Here is a 17,549-nt window from a genome sequence, read left to right on the forward strand (position 1 = left end):
TTCATTTAAATTCCTACCAAGGAGGAGAAGCTTTACTTAGTTATTTTAAATGTCTTTATTTCATATGGCTTAAACACAGCACTTAAGATGCCATTATTGATTTTAAGGGTATCACCTATGGGTTTTTCCAGTAAATCCGTTTCCACTGCCTCTTTTACAGGAAGAAGTACATTTATATTCGCATTTGCCTCAACACCATCGGTTTCAAACATTCTAATTACAATTGAGTCATCATCTTCGGCTTTCTTAATAGCTGAAGGTACAATATTCTTTGGTATGACTTCAACAACAGACAAAACATCATCCAGTATACCCTCATGAGGATCATCATAATGAGCTTCCAATCTGTTATTAAACTCATAACCACACCTGGTCGAATCAGAATCTTTCCACTGCCCTCCATGTGGGTATACGGCAAACTCTATTTCATGTTTACCCAATTCAGGTAACGGATCAGGGTTAAATGTGCTCCTTATTAACGACATCCTTAGGGCATCATCAATATGGTCAAAACCGTATTTACAGTCATTGACGATACACAATCCGAGCCTACCGCCTTTATCATCCTTACCCATTATGTCAACCCATTTTTGCGCTGGTACATCCTCTCCTTTATCCCTCTTTATGCTACCAAAGGGTATTTCATATGTAGCACAGGTACTACTGGCGTTAATAGGAAATGCTATTTTCAAAAACGGCGCACCATAGTTTTTATCACCTATCTCCAGCCAGTTTACATCGAGCTTAAAATCCACTCTAGGTATACCTGTGTATAATGATATATCCATAATGATCTCTGATTTGTTGTATTTCCTCCTAGTTCGGATCGTCGCCTTAACCGGCCCTCTTTCTACGATCTCCAAATAAGCATCTTTATCCAGATCTGTGGTCCCCAGAATTTGACCTATAACCCATGCTGACATGTTATTAGGAGCCTCATGCAACACCTGTAGAATGCCCAATTTTTTGCCCTGGGGTACATATTCTACATTTGACTTCTTATCGACAAGGCTTACTATAGCGCCTGAACCTGACTCCACACGTAATTTCAAGTATTCATTCTCTATTACCTTCTCATTCATGCCGTCAAAGGCCACCCTTGCACCACCTACATCAGAAGGTGAAATAGTCTTCTTTAAGTAATAAGTTTTATAACCGCAGCCTGGAACATTCTCTGCTGTAAACGTTATAGTGTGAAAGTTAAATCCAAACCAACTGTTAAAAGTATACTGAACAGGTATTTGCTTGTCTTTATTATCGACAAGAATAAATTTAACATCCTTGTCGAATTTCTCGTAGACATTTACCGTAACCATGTCAGTTCTGGTCCATGCCAAGGGGTTGAAAACCGTAATAGCCACATCGCCTTTTCCTTTTGTATTGATACGATTGGAAATAGCCCTAATTGATCGTTCTTTTACCATATCTGTATGTGCCTTGGTATCCTGGTACAGACCCTGGGAATACTCATATGTAGCATGAATACCGGAGCCCGGGAGTATATCGTGAAATTGATTAAACATAGTATTGACCCAGCCCTTGTAAATCTGCTTTTCAGGATATGGCAGTGAAACTATCTTGTTAGCTAGTAAAGCGTAGACCTCAGCTTGGCCTAACATATTCTCTGAAAATCTGTTAGCCTTCTTTATATTGCTCTGAGATGTGTAACAGCCCCTAAATGTAAAGTTAAGTTCATCATTTACCACGGGGAGATTATCGATATAGCGTTCAGCAATAGTAAAGTATTCGTCTGTGGTGCTGAATTTTACCTTAGGGAATACAGGCCATTTTTCCATCTCTTTTATTGTATCAAGATGTTTTCTGGTCGGTCCACCTCCATGATCGCCTACACCATAAACTATCATATAATCTTTCATGCCGGTGGCTTTATAATGATCTACCGCTTCCACCACATCCTCGGGTTTGACAGCTCCTAGATACCATAGTTTTTCGTCGTTCCATGCCAAAACTTTTGACCCATCAGGCGCTTGCCATAAGAATAACCTATAGCCTTTCCCTGCTCTGCAGAAGTAATACCTTTTTATACCTGCCTTTACCAGTATCTGAGGATATGTCCACGCATGGCCGAATGTATCTGGTTCCCAATCTATTTTTACTGCATCATAGGGCAAACCAAACTTCTCCTTAAAATACCTCTTAGTATAGAGTATCTGGCGAACCAATGCTTCACCTGATGCCATGTTTTTATCGCCTTCTACCCATGTGTTGGCAGTTATTTCCCATTGGCCGCTTTTGACTCTCTTTCGGATCATCTCATAGGTATCGGGGCTGTAATCTTCCATGGCTTTGTATACAGAAGTCTGGCTCTGTGAAAATTTAAAATCGGGATATTCATTCATGAGTTTATCTGCTGTATTAAAGGTTTTATAGCAGGTATCTACCGTTTCCTGCCATGGCCAGAGCCAGTTCATATCAATATGTGCGTGACCCACATAGTGAATGGTAAACTCCTTGGCCACCACTGCAATAGGTTTTAGATAATCCTCAGCTTTAGTAACAGCATCTTTTACAGAGATACCTCTTTCTAGATCTCCTCTTAAACCTTTAACGGCTTCCTCCACTAAATTTGCCCATTCTTCTTTTTTATCAGGATATGCTTCCATTAATTTTTCCACAAACCTTATTTCATAAGAAAAACGCTTTAAATCCTTTTGCATATCGTCAATAGTACCTTCTAAAGTCGACAGATATTTACTTACACTTTCCAATGATATATCCACAATAACTCCCTCCTAAATATTTCTATGCTTTCATACCTGTCAATACAACACCTTCGATAAACCTTCGCTGTCCCAGGAAAAAGAATATAATAACAGGTATTACCATCAGTGTAGTAGCCGCCATCATCATACCAAATTCTGTTTGTGAACTACTTGTTTGTTGTTGAAATAATCTCAAGCCAAGAGATAAAGTGTATTTGGCTTGATCGTTTATATAAATTAATGGTCCCATAAAGTCATTCCATGCACCCATAAATTGAAATATAGCTATTGTAGTAAGCACAGGTTGTATCAACGGAAGCATTATTTTAGCATAAATTTGCCAATAGTTTGCACCATCGATAATAGCGCTTTCCTCCAGTTCTTTTGGTATCGTTAATAAAAACTGACGAATAAGGAATATATAAAATGCTCCTCCGCCAAACCACGCCGGTACCCACAAAGGCAAAAAAGTATCTACCCAGCCTAATCTACGAAACAATATATATAATGGAATCATTGTTACTTGTCCAGGCAGCATCATTGTTGCAAGTACGATCATAAAAAATATATCTCGACCTGGCCACTTTAAACGAGCAAATGCATACGCTACTAAAGGTGCTGTTATCAAAACCCCAGCCATGCTCAAAATAACGACTATTAATGTATTTTTTAAAAATTGCATAAACGGAAAATATATCCACATATCTACATAATTTTTCCATACGAAAGGTTTTGGAATCAATTCAGGAGGTACCTTAAATATCTGTGTATCAGGTTTGAGTGATGTTGATACCAGCCATAATAAAGGAAAAATAAATACGACGCTTCCAGCAATTAATATTAAATGATTTATTACCTTTAATACCATTTTTCTTGCCTTTGCACGTCTTTTCCACGCCGTTTCACTGTATAAATGTACAGACATATCATTTCACTCCCTTTATGTCTGATCATAAAACACCCAATATTTTGACATTTTAAAGTTCACCCATGTAAAGAACATAATAATTGCAAATAATACCCATGCTAACGCTGAAGCATAACCCATTTTCCAAAAGCGAAAAGCATTGTTAAATAGATAGAATACATAAAAGAGAGTCGCATCGTTTGGTCCTCCATTTGTCATAATAAAAGCTTGCGTAAATACTTGAAATGATCCAATAATGCCCATAATCAATTGAAAAAATAATGTAGGGCTTAACATAGGTAAGGTAATATAAAAGAATTTCCGTAAGGTCCCTGCTCCATCTAACTCAGCTGCTTCATAATAAACTCGTGGAATATTTTTTAGCCCTGCCAGATAAATTATCATACCGCCACCAGCGCCCCACAAAGACATGAGTATTAATGATGGTTTTGCCCATGCAGGATCTGAAAGCCAGCCCGGAGCCTCTATTCCAAATGATTCAACTAGATTAGTCAATATCCCAAAATTTGGATTAAATATCCATGCCCACAATATGGAACCAGCGACTAGCGGAACAATAGACGGCATATAATAAAGTGTACGATAAACTGCTATCCCTTTTATATCGTTATTTAGTAGAAGTGCTATTGCCAAACCTATTATTATTGTCAAAGGTACACTAAACACCACATAATAAAAAGTATTGCCCAATGATTTCCAGAATAAATCATCATGGAACATGTCTATATAATTTTTAATCCCAATCCAGGAAGGCGTTTCTAATATATTATAATCCATAAAGCTATATACTATGGAAGCAATAATTGGGTATATAGTAAAAAGAATTACGCCTATAAACCATGGCGATGCAAACAGATAACCTGCAATCGCTTCTTTACGTGCCATAGTGCTCATATGCTTTTTCATATACTCACCCCAATATTTTTATTAATAATCAGGATAGGGGGACGGTAATTGACCGCCACCCATTTATATCATCGTCCAGCCGGTCTGAGTTCTGCCGGTTTAGCTATAATTATGAATTTTATTTATTAAAACTAGACCAGAATTTATCTAATTCTTTCTGAACATTTTGATTTGCTGCATCTAAAGCTTCTTTTGCGCCCATCTCATGATAAATAGCTTTATCTATAGCCCTACTATGTTCCGTCCATAGGGTTTCTCCTACAGGCGATACAGGACGGGCTCTAGACACACTCATAGCATCCATTCCTACCTTTATTGCATTTTTTATAGATGGATTATCGATCGGATCAACATATGTTTTAATCAATTCTTCATTTGCTGGCAAATACGCTGCAGGGAAAGGTACATAATATTTTCTACCCTGGCTCTTATTAAAAGCTGCAGCTCCAGCAGCTTGCTCTTTTATTCCTTCAGTAGTAAGCCATTTAATAACTTCAAAAGCTTCTTTGGGATGTTTAGCTCCTCTAGGAATAGCCCAGCTCCATCCGCCGCTCCATGTAATCTTTTGCTTACCTTTTGGAGCTGGTGGTAAAGCTGCACCATAATTTAAATCAGGTTTATATCTCGCATAGCTGGATATTGCATTGTTAACGGTAATCAACATTGCTACCTGTCCAGTCAAAAAAGGATCATTAGCTTCACTCTGAAAAGTAGAAGCATAAGCATTGATTTTCTTAGCTCCGCCCAATATATCATATCCTTTTACCATAAATTCCAAAGCTTGAACAATCTCAGGTGAGTTTAGAAGTGCGGTTCTCCCGTCATCACTCAAAAACTTGCCACCATTTTGAAAACCAAATAAATATAACCAACTGTTACCAAAATTAGGTATAAAGCCTATCTGTTTGAAATTGCCCTTGTTATCCGTTATCGTTAATTTTTTACTATAATCTAGCAATTCATCCCAATCCTGTGGCGGCCTATCTGGATCTAAACCTGCTTTTTTAAATAAATCTTTATTCCAGAATAGTATTCTTGTATCAGTATCCCAAGGTAATGCCCATATGTTGCCATTAAACGTTACTTCATCTACAGTATATTTAGCATATTGACTCATATCTAAATCACTAGCTTTTATATATTCATCCAGCGGTGTTAAAGCATTTCTAGCCGCAAATTGCGCTGCAGTAAACCTGTCTAGCCATGTAACATCTGGCGGGGAACCACTCGCTATAGCTGAGAGTAATTTAGTAACATCTTGCGTTGCGTAACCTCCTGTGCCAGGAGTAGACTGGGGTACAATTTGAATATTAGGATGAGTTTTATTAAAAGCGTCTATCATTTCTTTATTACCACTGCCAACCGCCATGGGATTAAGTCCCCATACGATTACTTTTACTTTTTCACCTGATGAGACACTATCTGTCTTTGTGCTATTTGCCTTGGATGAGTTCGATGTTTTATTTGAACCGCAACCAATTAATGATATAACAAACACAAATATCAGTAAAAAGGAAAACAGTTTTTTCATCAATACAATCCCCCTTTTCTTAAATTAATGGGTTTTGTGTTCAGGTTTAAACATTTATCTCTTTACAATATTTATGACGACTTTAGGACATTTATGATAGCGTTAAAATCCTTTGATTGCTATTATTAATTTCTCAACATAAAAAAAATTCGGTATGTATTTGGAAAGACAAAATATATAAAAACTGGGCTGTTAAGCCCAGTACATTCCGCCTTTTGCTTCAAAAGGTATGACTTCTTTTAAAAACGCCACGGCCTTTTTAAATCCCTCTTCCGCTGTAAACAAGCTGTCTTCGTGTTCTATGCTCAGAACATCGTCGTACCCCACCATTCTCAAATTGCTGACGATGTCTTTCCACAACTGATAATCATGTCCATAGCCTACAGATCTGAATATCCACGCCCTGTTTACCTCATCACTGTAGTGCTTGGTGTCCAGAACTCCTATCCTTGGCGCATTTATGGGGTCTATCTTGGTGTCCTTGGCGTGGAAGAAGTATATGGCGTCGCCCAGATACCTTATAGCAGCCACCGGATCTATACCTTGCCAGAAGAGATGGCTGGGATCTAAGTTGGCGCCGATAGTAGGCCCTACCGCTTTCCTCAGCTTTAGCAGCGTCTCAGGATTGTACACGCAAAAACCAGGATGCATCTCCAGCGCTATCCTCTTTACGCCGTGTTCATTGGCAAATTTGACCGCTTTCTCCCAGTAAGGAATCAGCACCTCATTCCATTGATAATCCAGTACCTTCAGAAAATCCTCAGGCCACGGACATGTAACCCAGTTAGGATACTTAGAATTAGGGGAGTCCCCGGGACAACCCGAAAGGTTATAACCCTATCAATTCCCAGCTGTTCTGCCAAAAGCACGGTATTCTTAAAATCCTCGTCAAATTTCCTGGCGATTTCTTTGTCAGGATGTACAGGGTTGCCATGGGTGCTCAGCGCGCTGATTTCCACCCCTCTGTCATCAAAAGCCTTTTTAAACTTCTTTATGCTAGCCGGATCTTTAAGAAGCTCTTCAGGATTGCAATGGGCTTTTCCGGGGTAGCCGCCAGAACCCACCTCTACCACGTTCACACCCAGCTCCACGATGTGGTCCAGGGCATCCTCCAGCTTTCTGTCCTGAAAAAGCACCATAAAAACGCCTAATTTCATCAAAAAACCCCTTTCTTTCAGAGACTAACGAAGTTCTGCTTATTGTCAACACTGCAGGAAACATGGTATCGCCGAAAAACTTCAGGTGGAAACTGCGATTACTATCCCTTATTCAATTTCTATCCACTTATTACTCTTAGCTGATTTAACTATCGCTTCACAAAGTAATAATTCTCTATACCCATCTTCGAATGTCGGGAATTCAGGAGGTTCTCCTTTAATGTGACCTTTTCGTATAATATATTTGTAAAATTTCGCAAACATTTGTTTTAGAGTGTCAGGGAATCCTTCGTTATGACCACCTGGATAACTGACTATCTCCCTTGCATATGGACTCAGTAACGATGGATCCTTAACTAAAACTTCGTTATTCCCATCTCTTTTTCCGATCCAAAGCTCGTTAGGCCTTTCAGAATTCCAACCTATTGCTTTTTTTGAGCCATAAATTTCAAAGTAGAGCCTATTTTTTCTTCCTGCGGCAACCTGGTTTACGGTCATAGAACCATGAGCTCCATTGTTAAACCTTAGCAACACTGTTGCATAATCTTCAGTATTAATCTCAATATCCTCGTAATCTTCAGGGCTCAGTATTTTACCAGAGTAAGTTTCAACAGGTTTTAGAGGTTTTTTTCTTACAGAATGGAATGTTGCAAAATCAGCACATACCGAACTTACATTAATACTTGTTACAAATTCAATCAAGTCTAGCCAATGCGACCCTATATCCGCAACTGCTCTAGAATCCCCACTAAACTCAGGCTGAAGCCTCCAGTTAAAGTCAGTTTCGTAGAAAAGCCAATCTTGTTGGTAAGAACCGTTCACGGCAAAAATCTTACCTAATTCGCCACTCTCAATTATTTTCCTTGCGTGATGCATTAAAGGATAAAACCTTAAATTGAAATTTACTGCATTCACAAGTTTCTTTTCCTTTGCAATTTTAATAAGTTCAGCTCCTTCAAAAGAATTCATAGCAAGCGGTTTTTCACACACAACATGCTTACCCGCTAGCAAGGCTTCCTTTGATATCTTGTAATGAAGGTGGTTTGGAGTACATACATGCACTACTTCTATTTCTTTATCGTTTAGTAAGCTTTTATAATCACCATAATACTTTTCTATATTTAGCAATTCCGCTTTTTGCTTTGCTACTTCTTCGTTAATGTCCGCAAGAGCTACAATATCTACAAACCCAAGTCTTCTTAGCGCCTCAACATGAGCAGGGCCTATAAAGCCAGTGCCTATTATGCCTACTTTTATTTTCTGCATTTTGTACCCCCTCCGTACATCATTTTTGCACTGTATCTCAATCTTTTTCGATTTTCTGTAATCTCCATACACTCCTATCCTGTTTCGAAAATAGTATCAATATATCTAACTTTTCTATCAGTCCTTGTTCTGGTATTTATTCCCAAGCGCCACTGCAAGTATAATAATAATCCCCCTAACTACCATCTGTTGACTTACATCTAATCCTGCTATAATAAGACCATTATTAATCATTCCCATTAGAAGTGAGCCAATTACTGAACCTATAATAGAACCTGTTCCACCTGCCATACTGGTACCTCCGAGTATCACAGCTGCGATAACAGAAAGCTCATCACCATCACCAAAAGAATACCTACCAGCCTGCATTCTACCTGCGTATAACATTCCGGCGAAACTTGCTGCAATGCCTGAAACCGTCATTACAATAAATTTTATTTTTTGGGTATTGATCCCTGTATATTTCGCAGCTATTTCATTACCACCTGTAGCCAGGGTTTGTTTTCCATACGGGGTATGGTTTAAAACAAAGTGCCCAATAATAAGAACAATTATTGTCCATATGAAAAGTACAGGAAATCCCCCTATATCACCTGTACCAAAAAGAAAATTATACGTTTCGTTTAAAATCGGTACAGGGGCAGTATTAGTAATCCACATTGCAAGACCTCTTGCAATTCCCATTGTGCCTAAAGTTGCCAAGAACGCGGGGATGCCGGTCTTAGTTATAAGAAGACCATTAATAGCACCTATAGCAGCACCTATTAAAAAACCGCCAAGTACCGCGAGAAAAATGCTGCCATTATGAGCCAGTATCAATGCAGTTACTAAAGAGGTAAGAGCCGTAATGGAGCCTACTGATAAGTCGATTTGCCCTGCAGCAATTACAAAAGTCATTGCCACAGCCATAATTGAAATCATAGCTGTTTGACGGGTAATGTTTAATAAATTTGTTAAAGTTGTAAATCCTTCAGAATGCAAAGTAATAGCAAAAAACACGAATACTGCTACAAATGCAATATAAACTATGTATTTTCTCCATTCAATCTTTTTAAAACCACTAAATGTGTTATTGCTAATATTACTCTTGGATTGCATATTGCAACTCCTCCTCTGACTTAATATCTTTTCTAAGTATTTCTCCTGTTATTTTACCTTTCTTCAATATTAGAATCCTATCGCAAATAGCTAATAACTCCGCTAATTCAGAAGAAACTATAATTACTCCTTTACCCGTATCCGCAAAATTACGGATTATATCAATAATTTCACCTTTGGCAGCAACATCAATGCCAGCAGTTGGTTCATCAAGCAATAAAATTTTGGGATTGGTTTCTAACCATTTTGATATAACAACCTTCTGCTGATTCCCGCCTGAAAGAAATTTAACTTGCTTATTCATATCGTCCGTTTTTATAGCTAGTTTTTTGATATTTTCTTGCACTATAGTACTAGCTTTCTTATCATCGATTACTACAAATGCTTTCAATAATTTTTTTAAATTAGGTAATACAATATTTTCCTTAACACTATGCATAAGTACAAGCCCCTGTCGTCTTCTATCTTCCGGGACCAGTACTATACCTTCCCTCATAGCGTCTTTAACATTTCTTATTTCAACTTTTTTCCCATCTATAATGATTTCACCTTTTATTTTCTTGTGAATCCCACAAAGCGACTCTAAAATTTCTGTCCTTCCACTACCCATCAGCCCTGCAATACCTAACACTTCACCTTTTTTCAGATTAAAAGATATATTTTTTATTCTAGAATCAACGTCAAGATTTTTGACCTCAAGAATATAAGAACCATCACCATTATAGTTCCTTTCTTTCCACTCAAATGTTTTCTCCACATTTGCTCCTATCATCAGTTCAATAATTTTTTCCTTGCTGAGATTCTTACTTTCAGTAGTTATCACGTTTTTGCCATCCTTTAGAATAGTTATTTCATCAGCAACTTGAAATATTTCGTTCATTCTATGCGATATATATACAATAGAAACATCTTTTTGCTTTAGCCTTTTTATAATGTCAAATAGAATAATGGTTTCACCTTCCGATAAAGAAGCAGTGGGCTCGTCCATTATAAGTATATTCGCATCCCTTGATAACGCCTTTGCTATTTCAACAAGCTGGCAATAACCTACTCCCAATGTACTTACAAGTGTATCAGGAGCTATATTTATACCTAGATCTTGGAGAAGATGCCTTGTTCTTTTTAGCATATTTTTTTTATCAATGACGTACCTTTTTTTAATAGGTTCATTCATAAGAAAAATATTTTCTGCAACCGTCAATGTAGGAACAAGGCTTAATTCCTGAAAAATCATACGTATGCCGTATTTTTGAGCATCTTTCGCATTTTTAATCTCTACTGTTTTTCCATTTATTTTTATGGTTCCTTTATCGAAACTATAAACTCCCATTAAAATTTTCATCAGCGTTGACTTTCCAGCCCCATTACTGCCCACCAGAGCATGAACTTGACCTCTTTTAACTTTAAAATTCACATTTTCTAGCACTTTGACTCCATTAAAAGACTTACAAATACCCTCTAATTCCAATGCATATTGATTCATTGCCTACCACCTTTACAAAATTGAATATAAACAACTCTTAGCCCCCAAAATGGGGGCTAAAATTTATTTATTAAAATTTACCTTAATCCATTTCTGCTTTTCAGATGATTCTATTATTGCATCGCATATCAAAGAAATTTTGTAACCGTCCTCGAAATTCGGTGAAACTTCCGTGTCTTCTACTATAGATTTAATAAAATCATGACACTCAATTATCTTAGTTTCACCGTAGCCTATACCTAACGCTGGGATTGGCCACAGAGCTTCTCCGTATGGATGAGCCGGTCCTGTATATATTGTCCTGAAACCACGCCTATCAGCAGGATCGCTAGCGAAGTACACCTGCAACTCGTCTCTTCTTTCATAGTTGAAGAAAATTGAACCTTTTTCACCATGTATTTCAAATGTTATAAAGTTATTTCTTCCCCATCCGTTTCTTGTAGCTTCAATACTCCCTACAGCCCCATTTTTGAACCTTATCATGAAAGATACTTCATCATCCACATCAACTGGTGCTTTTTTAACACTATTATCTAATTTTACCGTACCGAGCTTATCAACAGTACCCTGTTGCACTGGTCTTTCTGTTATATATGTTTTCATCGTAGCCATCACTTCATCAAATTCACCTACAAGATATCTTGCCATATCAATTACATGCGTCCCAATATCACCGAGTGTTCCAGAACCTGCAATGGCCTTCTGGAATCTCCATGAAAGTGGAGATAACGGATCCGCAGACCAATCTTGTAGATAAGTGCCTCTAAAGTTCAAGATCTTTCCCAACGAGCCTTCATCAATAAATTTCTTTGCAAGAGCAACAGCTGGAGTCCTTCTGTAGTTAAACGCAAGCATGTTTTTAACACCAGCATTCTTTACTGCTTCATACATCTTTTTAGCTTCTTCACTAGTCCTAGCTATCGGCTTTTCACAGAAAATGTGCTTTCCGGCCTTTGCAGCAGCAATAGCTATTTCTGCATGAGTGTCGTTTGGAGTTGCTATATCTACAATATCGATTTCAGGGTCTTCAATAACTTTTCTCCAATCTGAAGTATATTTTTCAAACCCAAACCTTGCTGCAGCATCTTTAGCAGTTTCTTCTGTAATGTCAGCAATTATTTTCCTCACCGGTATACCTGGCGCCGGCCAGAAAAACATGGGCATAGTAGCGTATGCCATTGCATGAGCCTTACCCATAAATCCCGCTCCAATTAAACCAATATTAAATTTCTTCATAACTTACACCCCTCCACTTGATTTTAATCTTTATTTAAGTTGATTTTTGCGTCAAATTTAATACCCCTATGCCAAGGATCATTTTGTATTTGACACAGCCTTTATTAAAGCTTCTGGTGGATTCCTATGATAAACTTGCTTATATGCTTCAAGGACGTTATCTTTAGTTACCGCCAAAGATGGAACAGCAACATATGAAGGAGCTGGTTTCCCTAATAGCGCGAATGCTGCCAATGTAGCTTCAGCAACACCCTGGTCATAAGGCCGTTGCGCACCAACCCCTTTGACACAGTCATCTTCTGCAATCATCCTAGCAACATTATTTCCCAGGTCAGTTGTTGTCACTACGAGGTCTTTCCTGCCAGCTGCCTTAACCGCAGCTACTACACCTTCTGCAGGCACATCCCATACTGCAAAAATACCATTAAGATCAGGGTGTTTTGTTAGCATCGCATCAGCAACTGAACTTGCCTTGTTAGGATCATTAAATCCACCACGGTCAACTATCTTTATATTAGGATATTTTGCTTTAATAGTCCTTTCAAAAGCCTGAGTTCTTTGATTAGTTACAAAAAAGTCGGCATCATAGTATATTACGCCAATTTTCCCCTTGTACCCTAACGCCTTTGCCATAATATCTGCAGCTGCAACACCATTTCCATAGTTATCGGCAGAAACTACACTTACATAGTCCTTACCTGGTTTTAAGCCATTCGGAACATTGTCCATGAACACCAATTTAATTCCCTTTTCAGCGGCTTTTTTATACGCGGGCGCAGTAGAAACTGGGTCGACAGGAATGCTTACTATTATATTGGGATTTAGTGCTACTACACTCTCTATGTCAGAAACCTGTTTTTCAGCTTTAAAATTGGCGTCAGTCACTGCCACCACCTTTATTCCTAATTTTGAGAATGTATCCTTTAGACCCTGGACCTGAGCAGTAGACCAGTCATTACCTGCATAATGAAGCACTATAGCAGCGGTATATTTACCTGCTCTAACTTTTGCAATTTCTTCATCCGTGAGCTTTAAAGACGTTGCTGGGGTTGCCTTCTCTCCATGAGGTCCAGTACTTAAAATCGCACCATTTAAACTAGCATTGCTATTTGTCGGCTCAGAAGTATTCGCTTGTGTTGCAGGGGTTTTAGAAGCATTAGCCTCTGACTGCTTATTTTGTACAGATCGCGGTTGACTAGACGACACTCGGGAACTACTTCCACAACCTGCAAACGAGAAGCTAAATATAATTCCTAAGCACAAAGCCATAAATCTAACTTTTCTTTTATACATTTAAATTCGCCTCCCTTCTTTTAAATTCATAAGCCTCATCTGCTAATAAAAGGATAAGACAACAATCTATTTGAATATGCGCGAAAGGTATTTACTCGACTCATTTGCCGCTTCTTCCGGAGCTCCATTGTAACCATCAGCTTCAACAGTGAAATCCACTTCATGCCCGCAATTCAACAACGTATTTATTATAGAATCGAAATTTACCTGACCCTTTCCTAAGGGATAGAAACCACCTCTGTAATAATCTTTAAGATGTATATATTTAATCCTCTCCTTGTATTTTTCCACAACCTTTGCAGAATCTCCTCCACCCGCTTCTATATGACCTGTATCAGGACATAAGTCTATTTTTGTAAGTGACATAAGCTTGTCGAGTTGATCTGGTCCTTGAGTAATAGTTCCTAAATGTGGATGATAACTTGCAATAAGACCATACTTTTTGGATAATTCCATCACTCTATCCAGTCCTTCAGCCAGTTTTTTGTAGTCATCCTCTTTGATGCCTTTTGAACGAATTGCACCCCCACCCACAACGAAGTGTTTGGCGCCAAATTCAGCAGCAAGAGATGCAGCTTTTTCGAGTTTATAAAATTCGTCTTCAAGTATTTCATCAAATATGAAATTTGCACCTGAGTATACTGCTAAAAGCTTTAAATTCAAACCTTTTAAAAAGTCGTTGAAAACCTTTTTGTTATTAGCATACTTGGCAAGGTTACCATCAAATATCTCGATCATTTCATACCCTGCTCTTGAAATTGACTTAACAGCTTCTTCTATAGATCCTGTAGAAAGATAAAAGAGATCCTTAACAGATGTAACACCAGCTGGATGTCCTACAACATCTCCCCACGCATTAGTCATATAACCTACTTTCATATTAGGTATTCCTCCCTCATTTTTTTCATCGCAAAGCAAAATAACTTTTCATAGAGTTTTCATATTGTTCGAAATACTCTTTTTCCCCATAGTTCATTTGAGCGAGCTTATTTCGGATCTTTATAAATAAACTATGGGAAATATTTTTTATTTGACATCTTATCTAACTTAAACTCAACCTCCCTTCTAGAATTTTTATAAGCTTTTACAGAACCTCAAATTTACGATAAAATAAGAGGGTTCTGCTATATAATTTCAAAGGAATTCCTCCAATTTTTGTTTAATTTATATATAGTAAATCTAGTGTAATACGGAGGAAATCCTAAGAAAACCAAAGTATGATAACGTTAATTCCTTCTTTTACTTTATCTTTTGTTCATCATAGCTATTTGACTTAACGTTTACCTCGCTTTGTAACTTTTACATATCGTCAATGTCTATTTTTATTATATTTAAACATAATGTTAATGTCAAGAGTAATTTTTCATTTTGTTTAATATTTTTAATCTAAACTTATTTTGATGCTATGATGATATATAAGGAAAATATAGGAAACGGGTGATCGACTATGGATAAAACACTAGGCCAAAAGCTGAGGCGGCTACGAGAAAAAAAAGAATGGACTCAAAAACATGCAGCAAAAGTTTTTGGAATAACAAATGCGGCGCTTTCCAACTATGAACGAGGAGAAAGAACACCTGACCCCGACATGCTTAAAAAATTCGCTGAGGTATATGGTGTAAGCATCGATTTCCTCGTCGGTAAAAGAGAAAATACCATTGACGAAATGTTAAACGAAAATGTAATTATCAAAGAAAGTGAATTGAAATACATTAATTATTTAATAGGAGAAGATGCTGTCAACATCATTAAAGATATAGGGAAATTAAACGCCAAAGAAAAGGAACTATTACATCTATTCCTCCTAGGTTTAAAAGCATACCGTGAAATCAATAACAAAAAATAAGCGCATAAAAAAGAGCTCACAGCATACTGCAAGCTCTTTTTATCGCGCAAACAACACAAACAATTAAACAAAAGGCTCAGTCAGTATCTCAATGTCGGTATCCACCACCATTGGCACTTTAACAGGGCCTACCACTGTAGAAGTAAGGGCATTTGGATATGTCTGATCAAACCTCATCCTATCAAACAGCCGACGAATGGTAAAATCCGCGGTGCCCACACCGTTGGCATTGCCTCTCCACATATTCTTTCCTATTCCATCCGCGATAAAAACATCAAATTTATCCACAAGTATTTTTTACTCTTTTTTACTATCCATTAGGAATAATTGAGATGGCTTTTTGAAATGCTATCGTCTTTTCATATTTTTTGCTACTGACTATTCCCCTACACAGCCAGAAGTGGTATAATAGGCCAAGCGGTGATTATAGGTACACCTGGTTCTAGCCAGATGAATTTTTATACAAAAATTGGACTTGCTATTAGGCAAATTTTCAAAGTAGGGGGCTTTTTAATGAATATTTTCGGGAAAAAACAGTAGATCAGCTACTTGAAGCAGCGGAACATACTAGTTTAAACAAAAAACTTACAGCAATCGACCTTGCAGCTTTGGCGATAGGTTCTGTCGTAGGTACCGGAATATTTGTAGCAACTGGTGAAGGAGCATTAAGAGCCGGTCCAGGTGTTATAATTTCGTATGTTATAGGCGGTATAACTGCTGTTTTGGCTGCATTTATCTTTGCTGAATTGGTCACGATGTTTCCTGTGGCTGGAAGTACCTATACTTACTCTTACGTAGCTTTTGGTGAAGTTATAGCATGGATTATAGGTTGGGACTTGCTTTTAGAGTATCTAGTGGCAGCCAGCGCGGTGGCCTCTGGCTGGTCAGGTACTTTTGTGGGGCTTTTAAAATCTTTTGGCATAACTTTACCGGAAATTATAACGAAACCTCCTATATGGGGAGGATTAATGGATTTACCTGCTATTTTAATAACAGCATTTGTCGCCTGGGTTTTGTATATAGGGGTGAGAGAAAGCGCAACAACTAACAATATAATAGTACTCGCGAAAATCTCTGTAATACTTTTATTCATTTTTTTAGGCTTTAGCCATGTAAAATTGTCTAACTTAACGCCTTTCGCACCTTATGGTTGGAAAGGTATAATGTCAGCCGCAGCCACCATATTCTTTGCATATATAGGTTTTGACGCCGTATCTACCGCCGCAGAAGAGACCAAAAATCCAAGACGTAATGTTCCTTTAGGGCTCATGATTGCTATGGTGTTAATACTAGTATTTTATATATTAGTTGCCGTCGTTTTAGTTGGCATAGTACCTTATAAGCAAATAATACCAAACGATGCTCTCCCTGGTGCTCTTAGAAGTATTGGAATTAACTGGGGATCCGCTTTGGTAGCTACTGGCGCTGCTGTTGGTATGATATCTACGCTCCTCGTAACCCTTTACGGTCAAATAAGAATATTTATGGTTATGGCAAGAGATGGACTTTTACCAGAAGTTTTTTCACATGTCCATCCGAAATATAGAACTCCTCATATTAACACACTTATTACAAGTATAATAGCAGCAATAATTGCAGGTTTTTTACCATTGGATATAATAATCGAGCTATGCAATATAGGTACATTGTCTGTTTTCGTAATTGTATCTATAGGTATATTGGTGTTGAGAGTAAAAATGCCAAATGCTGAGAGAAAATTCAGAGTGCCTTTTGTATGGGTGGTAGCACCTCTTACAATGGCGTTCAGTTTATATCTCATAGCAAGTTTACCTTGGGTTACATGGGCAAGGTTTGGGATATGGATGCTGGTAGGATTGATAATTTATTTTGCTTATAGCAGATATCACAGCGTATTAAACACGCAAAAATAACATTCCTGGAACAGACAACCCTCTGGCCCCATTTTTCTTGAAGCATTCTTTAGTCAGAGTATGTTTAGAATATGGCTATTGGATATCCTCCAGCAGCCTTTTATTCGTTTCATATTCAGGCAATTACCACAATGACATATATTCAAACTCTTCCATAAGCTGGTTGTAGGTCCCCAGTGGGCAAAATTTG

General features: G+C 37.8%; 14 protein-coding genes and 1 pseudogene. 2 read left to right on the forward strand and 13 right to left on the reverse strand.

Annotated elements, in window-relative coordinates; translation table 11 throughout:
- Positions 1 to 32 precede the first annotated feature (32 nt).
- From CALPO_RS0107605 to CALPO_RS0107655, 12 genes are all read right to left on the reverse strand, one after another.
- Positions 33 to 2,741: an alpha-mannosidase gene (locus CALPO_RS0107605; protein WP_026486778.1), complete on the reverse strand. Its 2,709-nt coding sequence runs from the start codon at positions 2,739 to 2,741 to the stop codon at positions 33 to 35.
- 22 nt (positions 2,742 to 2,763) lie between these two features.
- Positions 2,764 to 3,648 carry a carbohydrate ABC transporter permease gene (locus CALPO_RS0107610; RefSeq protein ID WP_026486779.1) on the reverse strand — a complete coding sequence of 295 codons (885 nt, stop codon included), beginning with the start codon at positions 3,646 to 3,648 and terminating at the stop codon, positions 2,764 to 2,766.
- 15 nt (positions 3,649 to 3,663) lie between these two features.
- A complete protein-coding gene (locus tag CALPO_RS0107615; RefSeq protein ID WP_026486780.1) occupies positions 3,664 to 4,557 on the reverse strand; it encodes a carbohydrate ABC transporter permease in 894 nt (297 codons plus the stop codon).
- A 118-nt stretch (positions 4,558 to 4,675) separates the two neighbouring features.
- Positions 4,676 to 6,088: an ABC transporter substrate-binding protein gene (locus CALPO_RS0107620; RefSeq protein WP_026486781.1), complete on the reverse strand. Its 1,413-nt coding sequence runs from the start codon at positions 6,086 to 6,088 to the stop codon at positions 4,676 to 4,678.
- A gap of 192 nt (positions 6,089 to 6,280) precedes the next feature.
- The gene (locus tag CALPO_RS15360; RefSeq protein WP_281172764.1) at positions 6,281 to 6,811 is read right to left on the reverse strand and encodes a sugar phosphate isomerase/epimerase family protein; all 531 of its coding nucleotides are present in this window, start codon (positions 6,809 to 6,811) and stop codon (positions 6,281 to 6,283) included.
- A gap of 26 nt (positions 6,812 to 6,837) precedes the next feature.
- The gene (locus tag CALPO_RS15365) at positions 6,838 to 7,245 is read right to left on the reverse strand and encodes a sugar phosphate isomerase/epimerase family protein (protein ID WP_281172765.1); all 408 of its coding nucleotides are present in this window, start codon (positions 7,243 to 7,245) and stop codon (positions 6,838 to 6,840) included.
- A gap of 108 nt (positions 7,246 to 7,353) precedes the next feature.
- A complete protein-coding gene (locus CALPO_RS0107630) occupies positions 7,354 to 8,511 on the reverse strand; it encodes a Gfo/Idh/MocA family protein (RefSeq protein WP_026486782.1) in 1,158 nt (385 codons plus the stop codon).
- A gap of 117 nt (positions 8,512 to 8,628) precedes the next feature.
- Positions 8,629 to 9,609 (reverse strand): ABC transporter permease, encoded by a 981-nt coding sequence (locus tag CALPO_RS0107635; protein WP_026486783.1) that lies wholly within the window; start codon positions 9,607 to 9,609, stop codon positions 8,629 to 8,631.
- Positions 9,593 to 11,092 (reverse strand): sugar ABC transporter ATP-binding protein, encoded by a 1,500-nt coding sequence (locus CALPO_RS0107640; RefSeq protein WP_026486784.1) that lies wholly within the window; start codon positions 11,090 to 11,092, stop codon positions 9,593 to 9,595. Before CALPO_RS0107640 ends, CALPO_RS0107635 begins: the two co-directional genes overlap by 17 nt.
- 63 nt (positions 11,093 to 11,155) lie before the next feature.
- Positions 11,156 to 12,328, reverse strand: a complete 1,173-nt coding sequence (locus CALPO_RS0107645; RefSeq protein WP_026486785.1) for a levoglucosan dehydrogenase — start codon at positions 12,326 to 12,328, stop codon at positions 11,156 to 11,158.
- Positions 12,329 to 12,406: 78 nt separating this feature from the next.
- A complete protein-coding gene (locus CALPO_RS0107650; RefSeq protein ID WP_026486786.1) occupies positions 12,407 to 13,621 on the reverse strand; it encodes a substrate-binding domain-containing protein in 1,215 nt (404 codons plus the stop codon).
- A 66-nt stretch (positions 13,622 to 13,687) separates the two neighbouring features.
- Complete coding sequence (locus tag CALPO_RS0107655) at positions 13,688 to 14,500, reverse strand: sugar phosphate isomerase/epimerase family protein (protein WP_026486787.1); 813 nt, start codon at positions 14,498 to 14,500, stop codon at positions 13,688 to 13,690.
- Positions 14,501 to 15,068: 568 nt separating this feature from the next.
- Between CALPO_RS0107655 and CALPO_RS14215 the strand changes: the two genes are divergently transcribed.
- The gene (locus CALPO_RS14215; protein WP_051585918.1) at positions 15,069 to 15,467 is read left to right on the forward strand and encodes a helix-turn-helix domain-containing protein; all 399 of its coding nucleotides are present in this window, start codon (positions 15,069 to 15,071) and stop codon (positions 15,465 to 15,467) included.
- A gap of 63 nt (positions 15,468 to 15,530) precedes the next feature.
- Here CALPO_RS14215 and CALPO_RS0107665 read toward each other — a convergent pair whose 3' ends face one another.
- Complete coding sequence (locus CALPO_RS0107665; RefSeq protein WP_026486788.1) at positions 15,531 to 15,755, reverse strand: hypothetical protein; 225 nt, start codon at positions 15,753 to 15,755, stop codon at positions 15,531 to 15,533.
- Between the two features lie 227 nt (positions 15,756 to 15,982).
- Between CALPO_RS0107665 and CALPO_RS13560 the strand changes: the two are divergent.
- A pseudogene (locus tag CALPO_RS13560) lies at positions 15,983 to 17,359 on the forward strand (amino acid permease); the annotation flags it as partial.
- Between the last annotated feature and the right edge of the window lie 190 nt (positions 17,360 to 17,549).

This window comes from Caldanaerobius polysaccharolyticus DSM 13641 (assembly GCF_000427425.1).
GTDB lineage: Bacteria > Bacillota > Thermoanaerobacteria > Thermoanaerobacterales > Caldanaerobiaceae > Caldanaerobius > Caldanaerobius polysaccharolyticus.

What these genes read in the sequence shown, in the direction of transcription:
- CALPO_RS0107615 (WP_026486780.1), bottom strand. Translation starts at nt 4,557, where the DNA reads ATGAAAAAGCATATGAGCACTATGGCACGTAAAGAAGCGATTGCAGGT.
- CALPO_RS15365 (WP_281172765.1), bottom strand. Translation starts at nt 7,245, where the DNA reads ATGAAATTAGGCGTTTTTATGGTGCTTTTTCAGGACAGAAAGCTGGAG.
- CALPO_RS0107620 (WP_026486781.1), bottom strand. Translation starts at nt 6,088, where the DNA reads ATGAAAAAACTGTTTTCCTTTTTACTGATATTTGTGTTTGTTATATCA.
- CALPO_RS0107630 (WP_026486782.1), bottom strand. Translation starts at nt 8,511, where the DNA reads ATGCAGAAAATAAAAGTAGGCATAATAGGCACTGGCTTTATAGGCCCT.
- CALPO_RS0107640 (WP_026486784.1), bottom strand. Translation starts at nt 11,092, where the DNA reads ATGAATCAATATGCATTGGAATTAGAGGGTATTTGTAAGTCTTTTAAT.
- CALPO_RS0107610 (WP_026486779.1), bottom strand. Translation starts at nt 3,648, where the DNA reads ATGTCTGTACATTTATACAGTGAAACGGCGTGGAAAAGACGTGCAAAG.
- CALPO_RS14215 (WP_051585918.1), top strand. Translation starts at nt 15,069, where the DNA reads ATGGATAAAACACTAGGCCAAAAGCTGAGGCGGCTACGAGAAAAAAAA.
- CALPO_RS0107645 (WP_026486785.1), bottom strand. Translation starts at nt 12,328, where the DNA reads ATGAAGAAATTTAATATTGGTTTAATTGGAGCGGGATTTATGGGTAAG.
- CALPO_RS0107650 (WP_026486786.1), bottom strand. Translation starts at nt 13,621, where the DNA reads ATGTATAAAAGAAAAGTTAGATTTATGGCTTTGTGCTTAGGAATTATA.
- CALPO_RS0107655 (WP_026486787.1), bottom strand. Translation starts at nt 14,500, where the DNA reads ATGAAAGTAGGTTATATGACTAATGCGTGGGGAGATGTTGTAGGACAT.
- CALPO_RS0107635 (WP_026486783.1), bottom strand. Translation starts at nt 9,609, where the DNA reads ATGCAATCCAAGAGTAATATTAGCAATAACACATTTAGTGGTTTTAAA.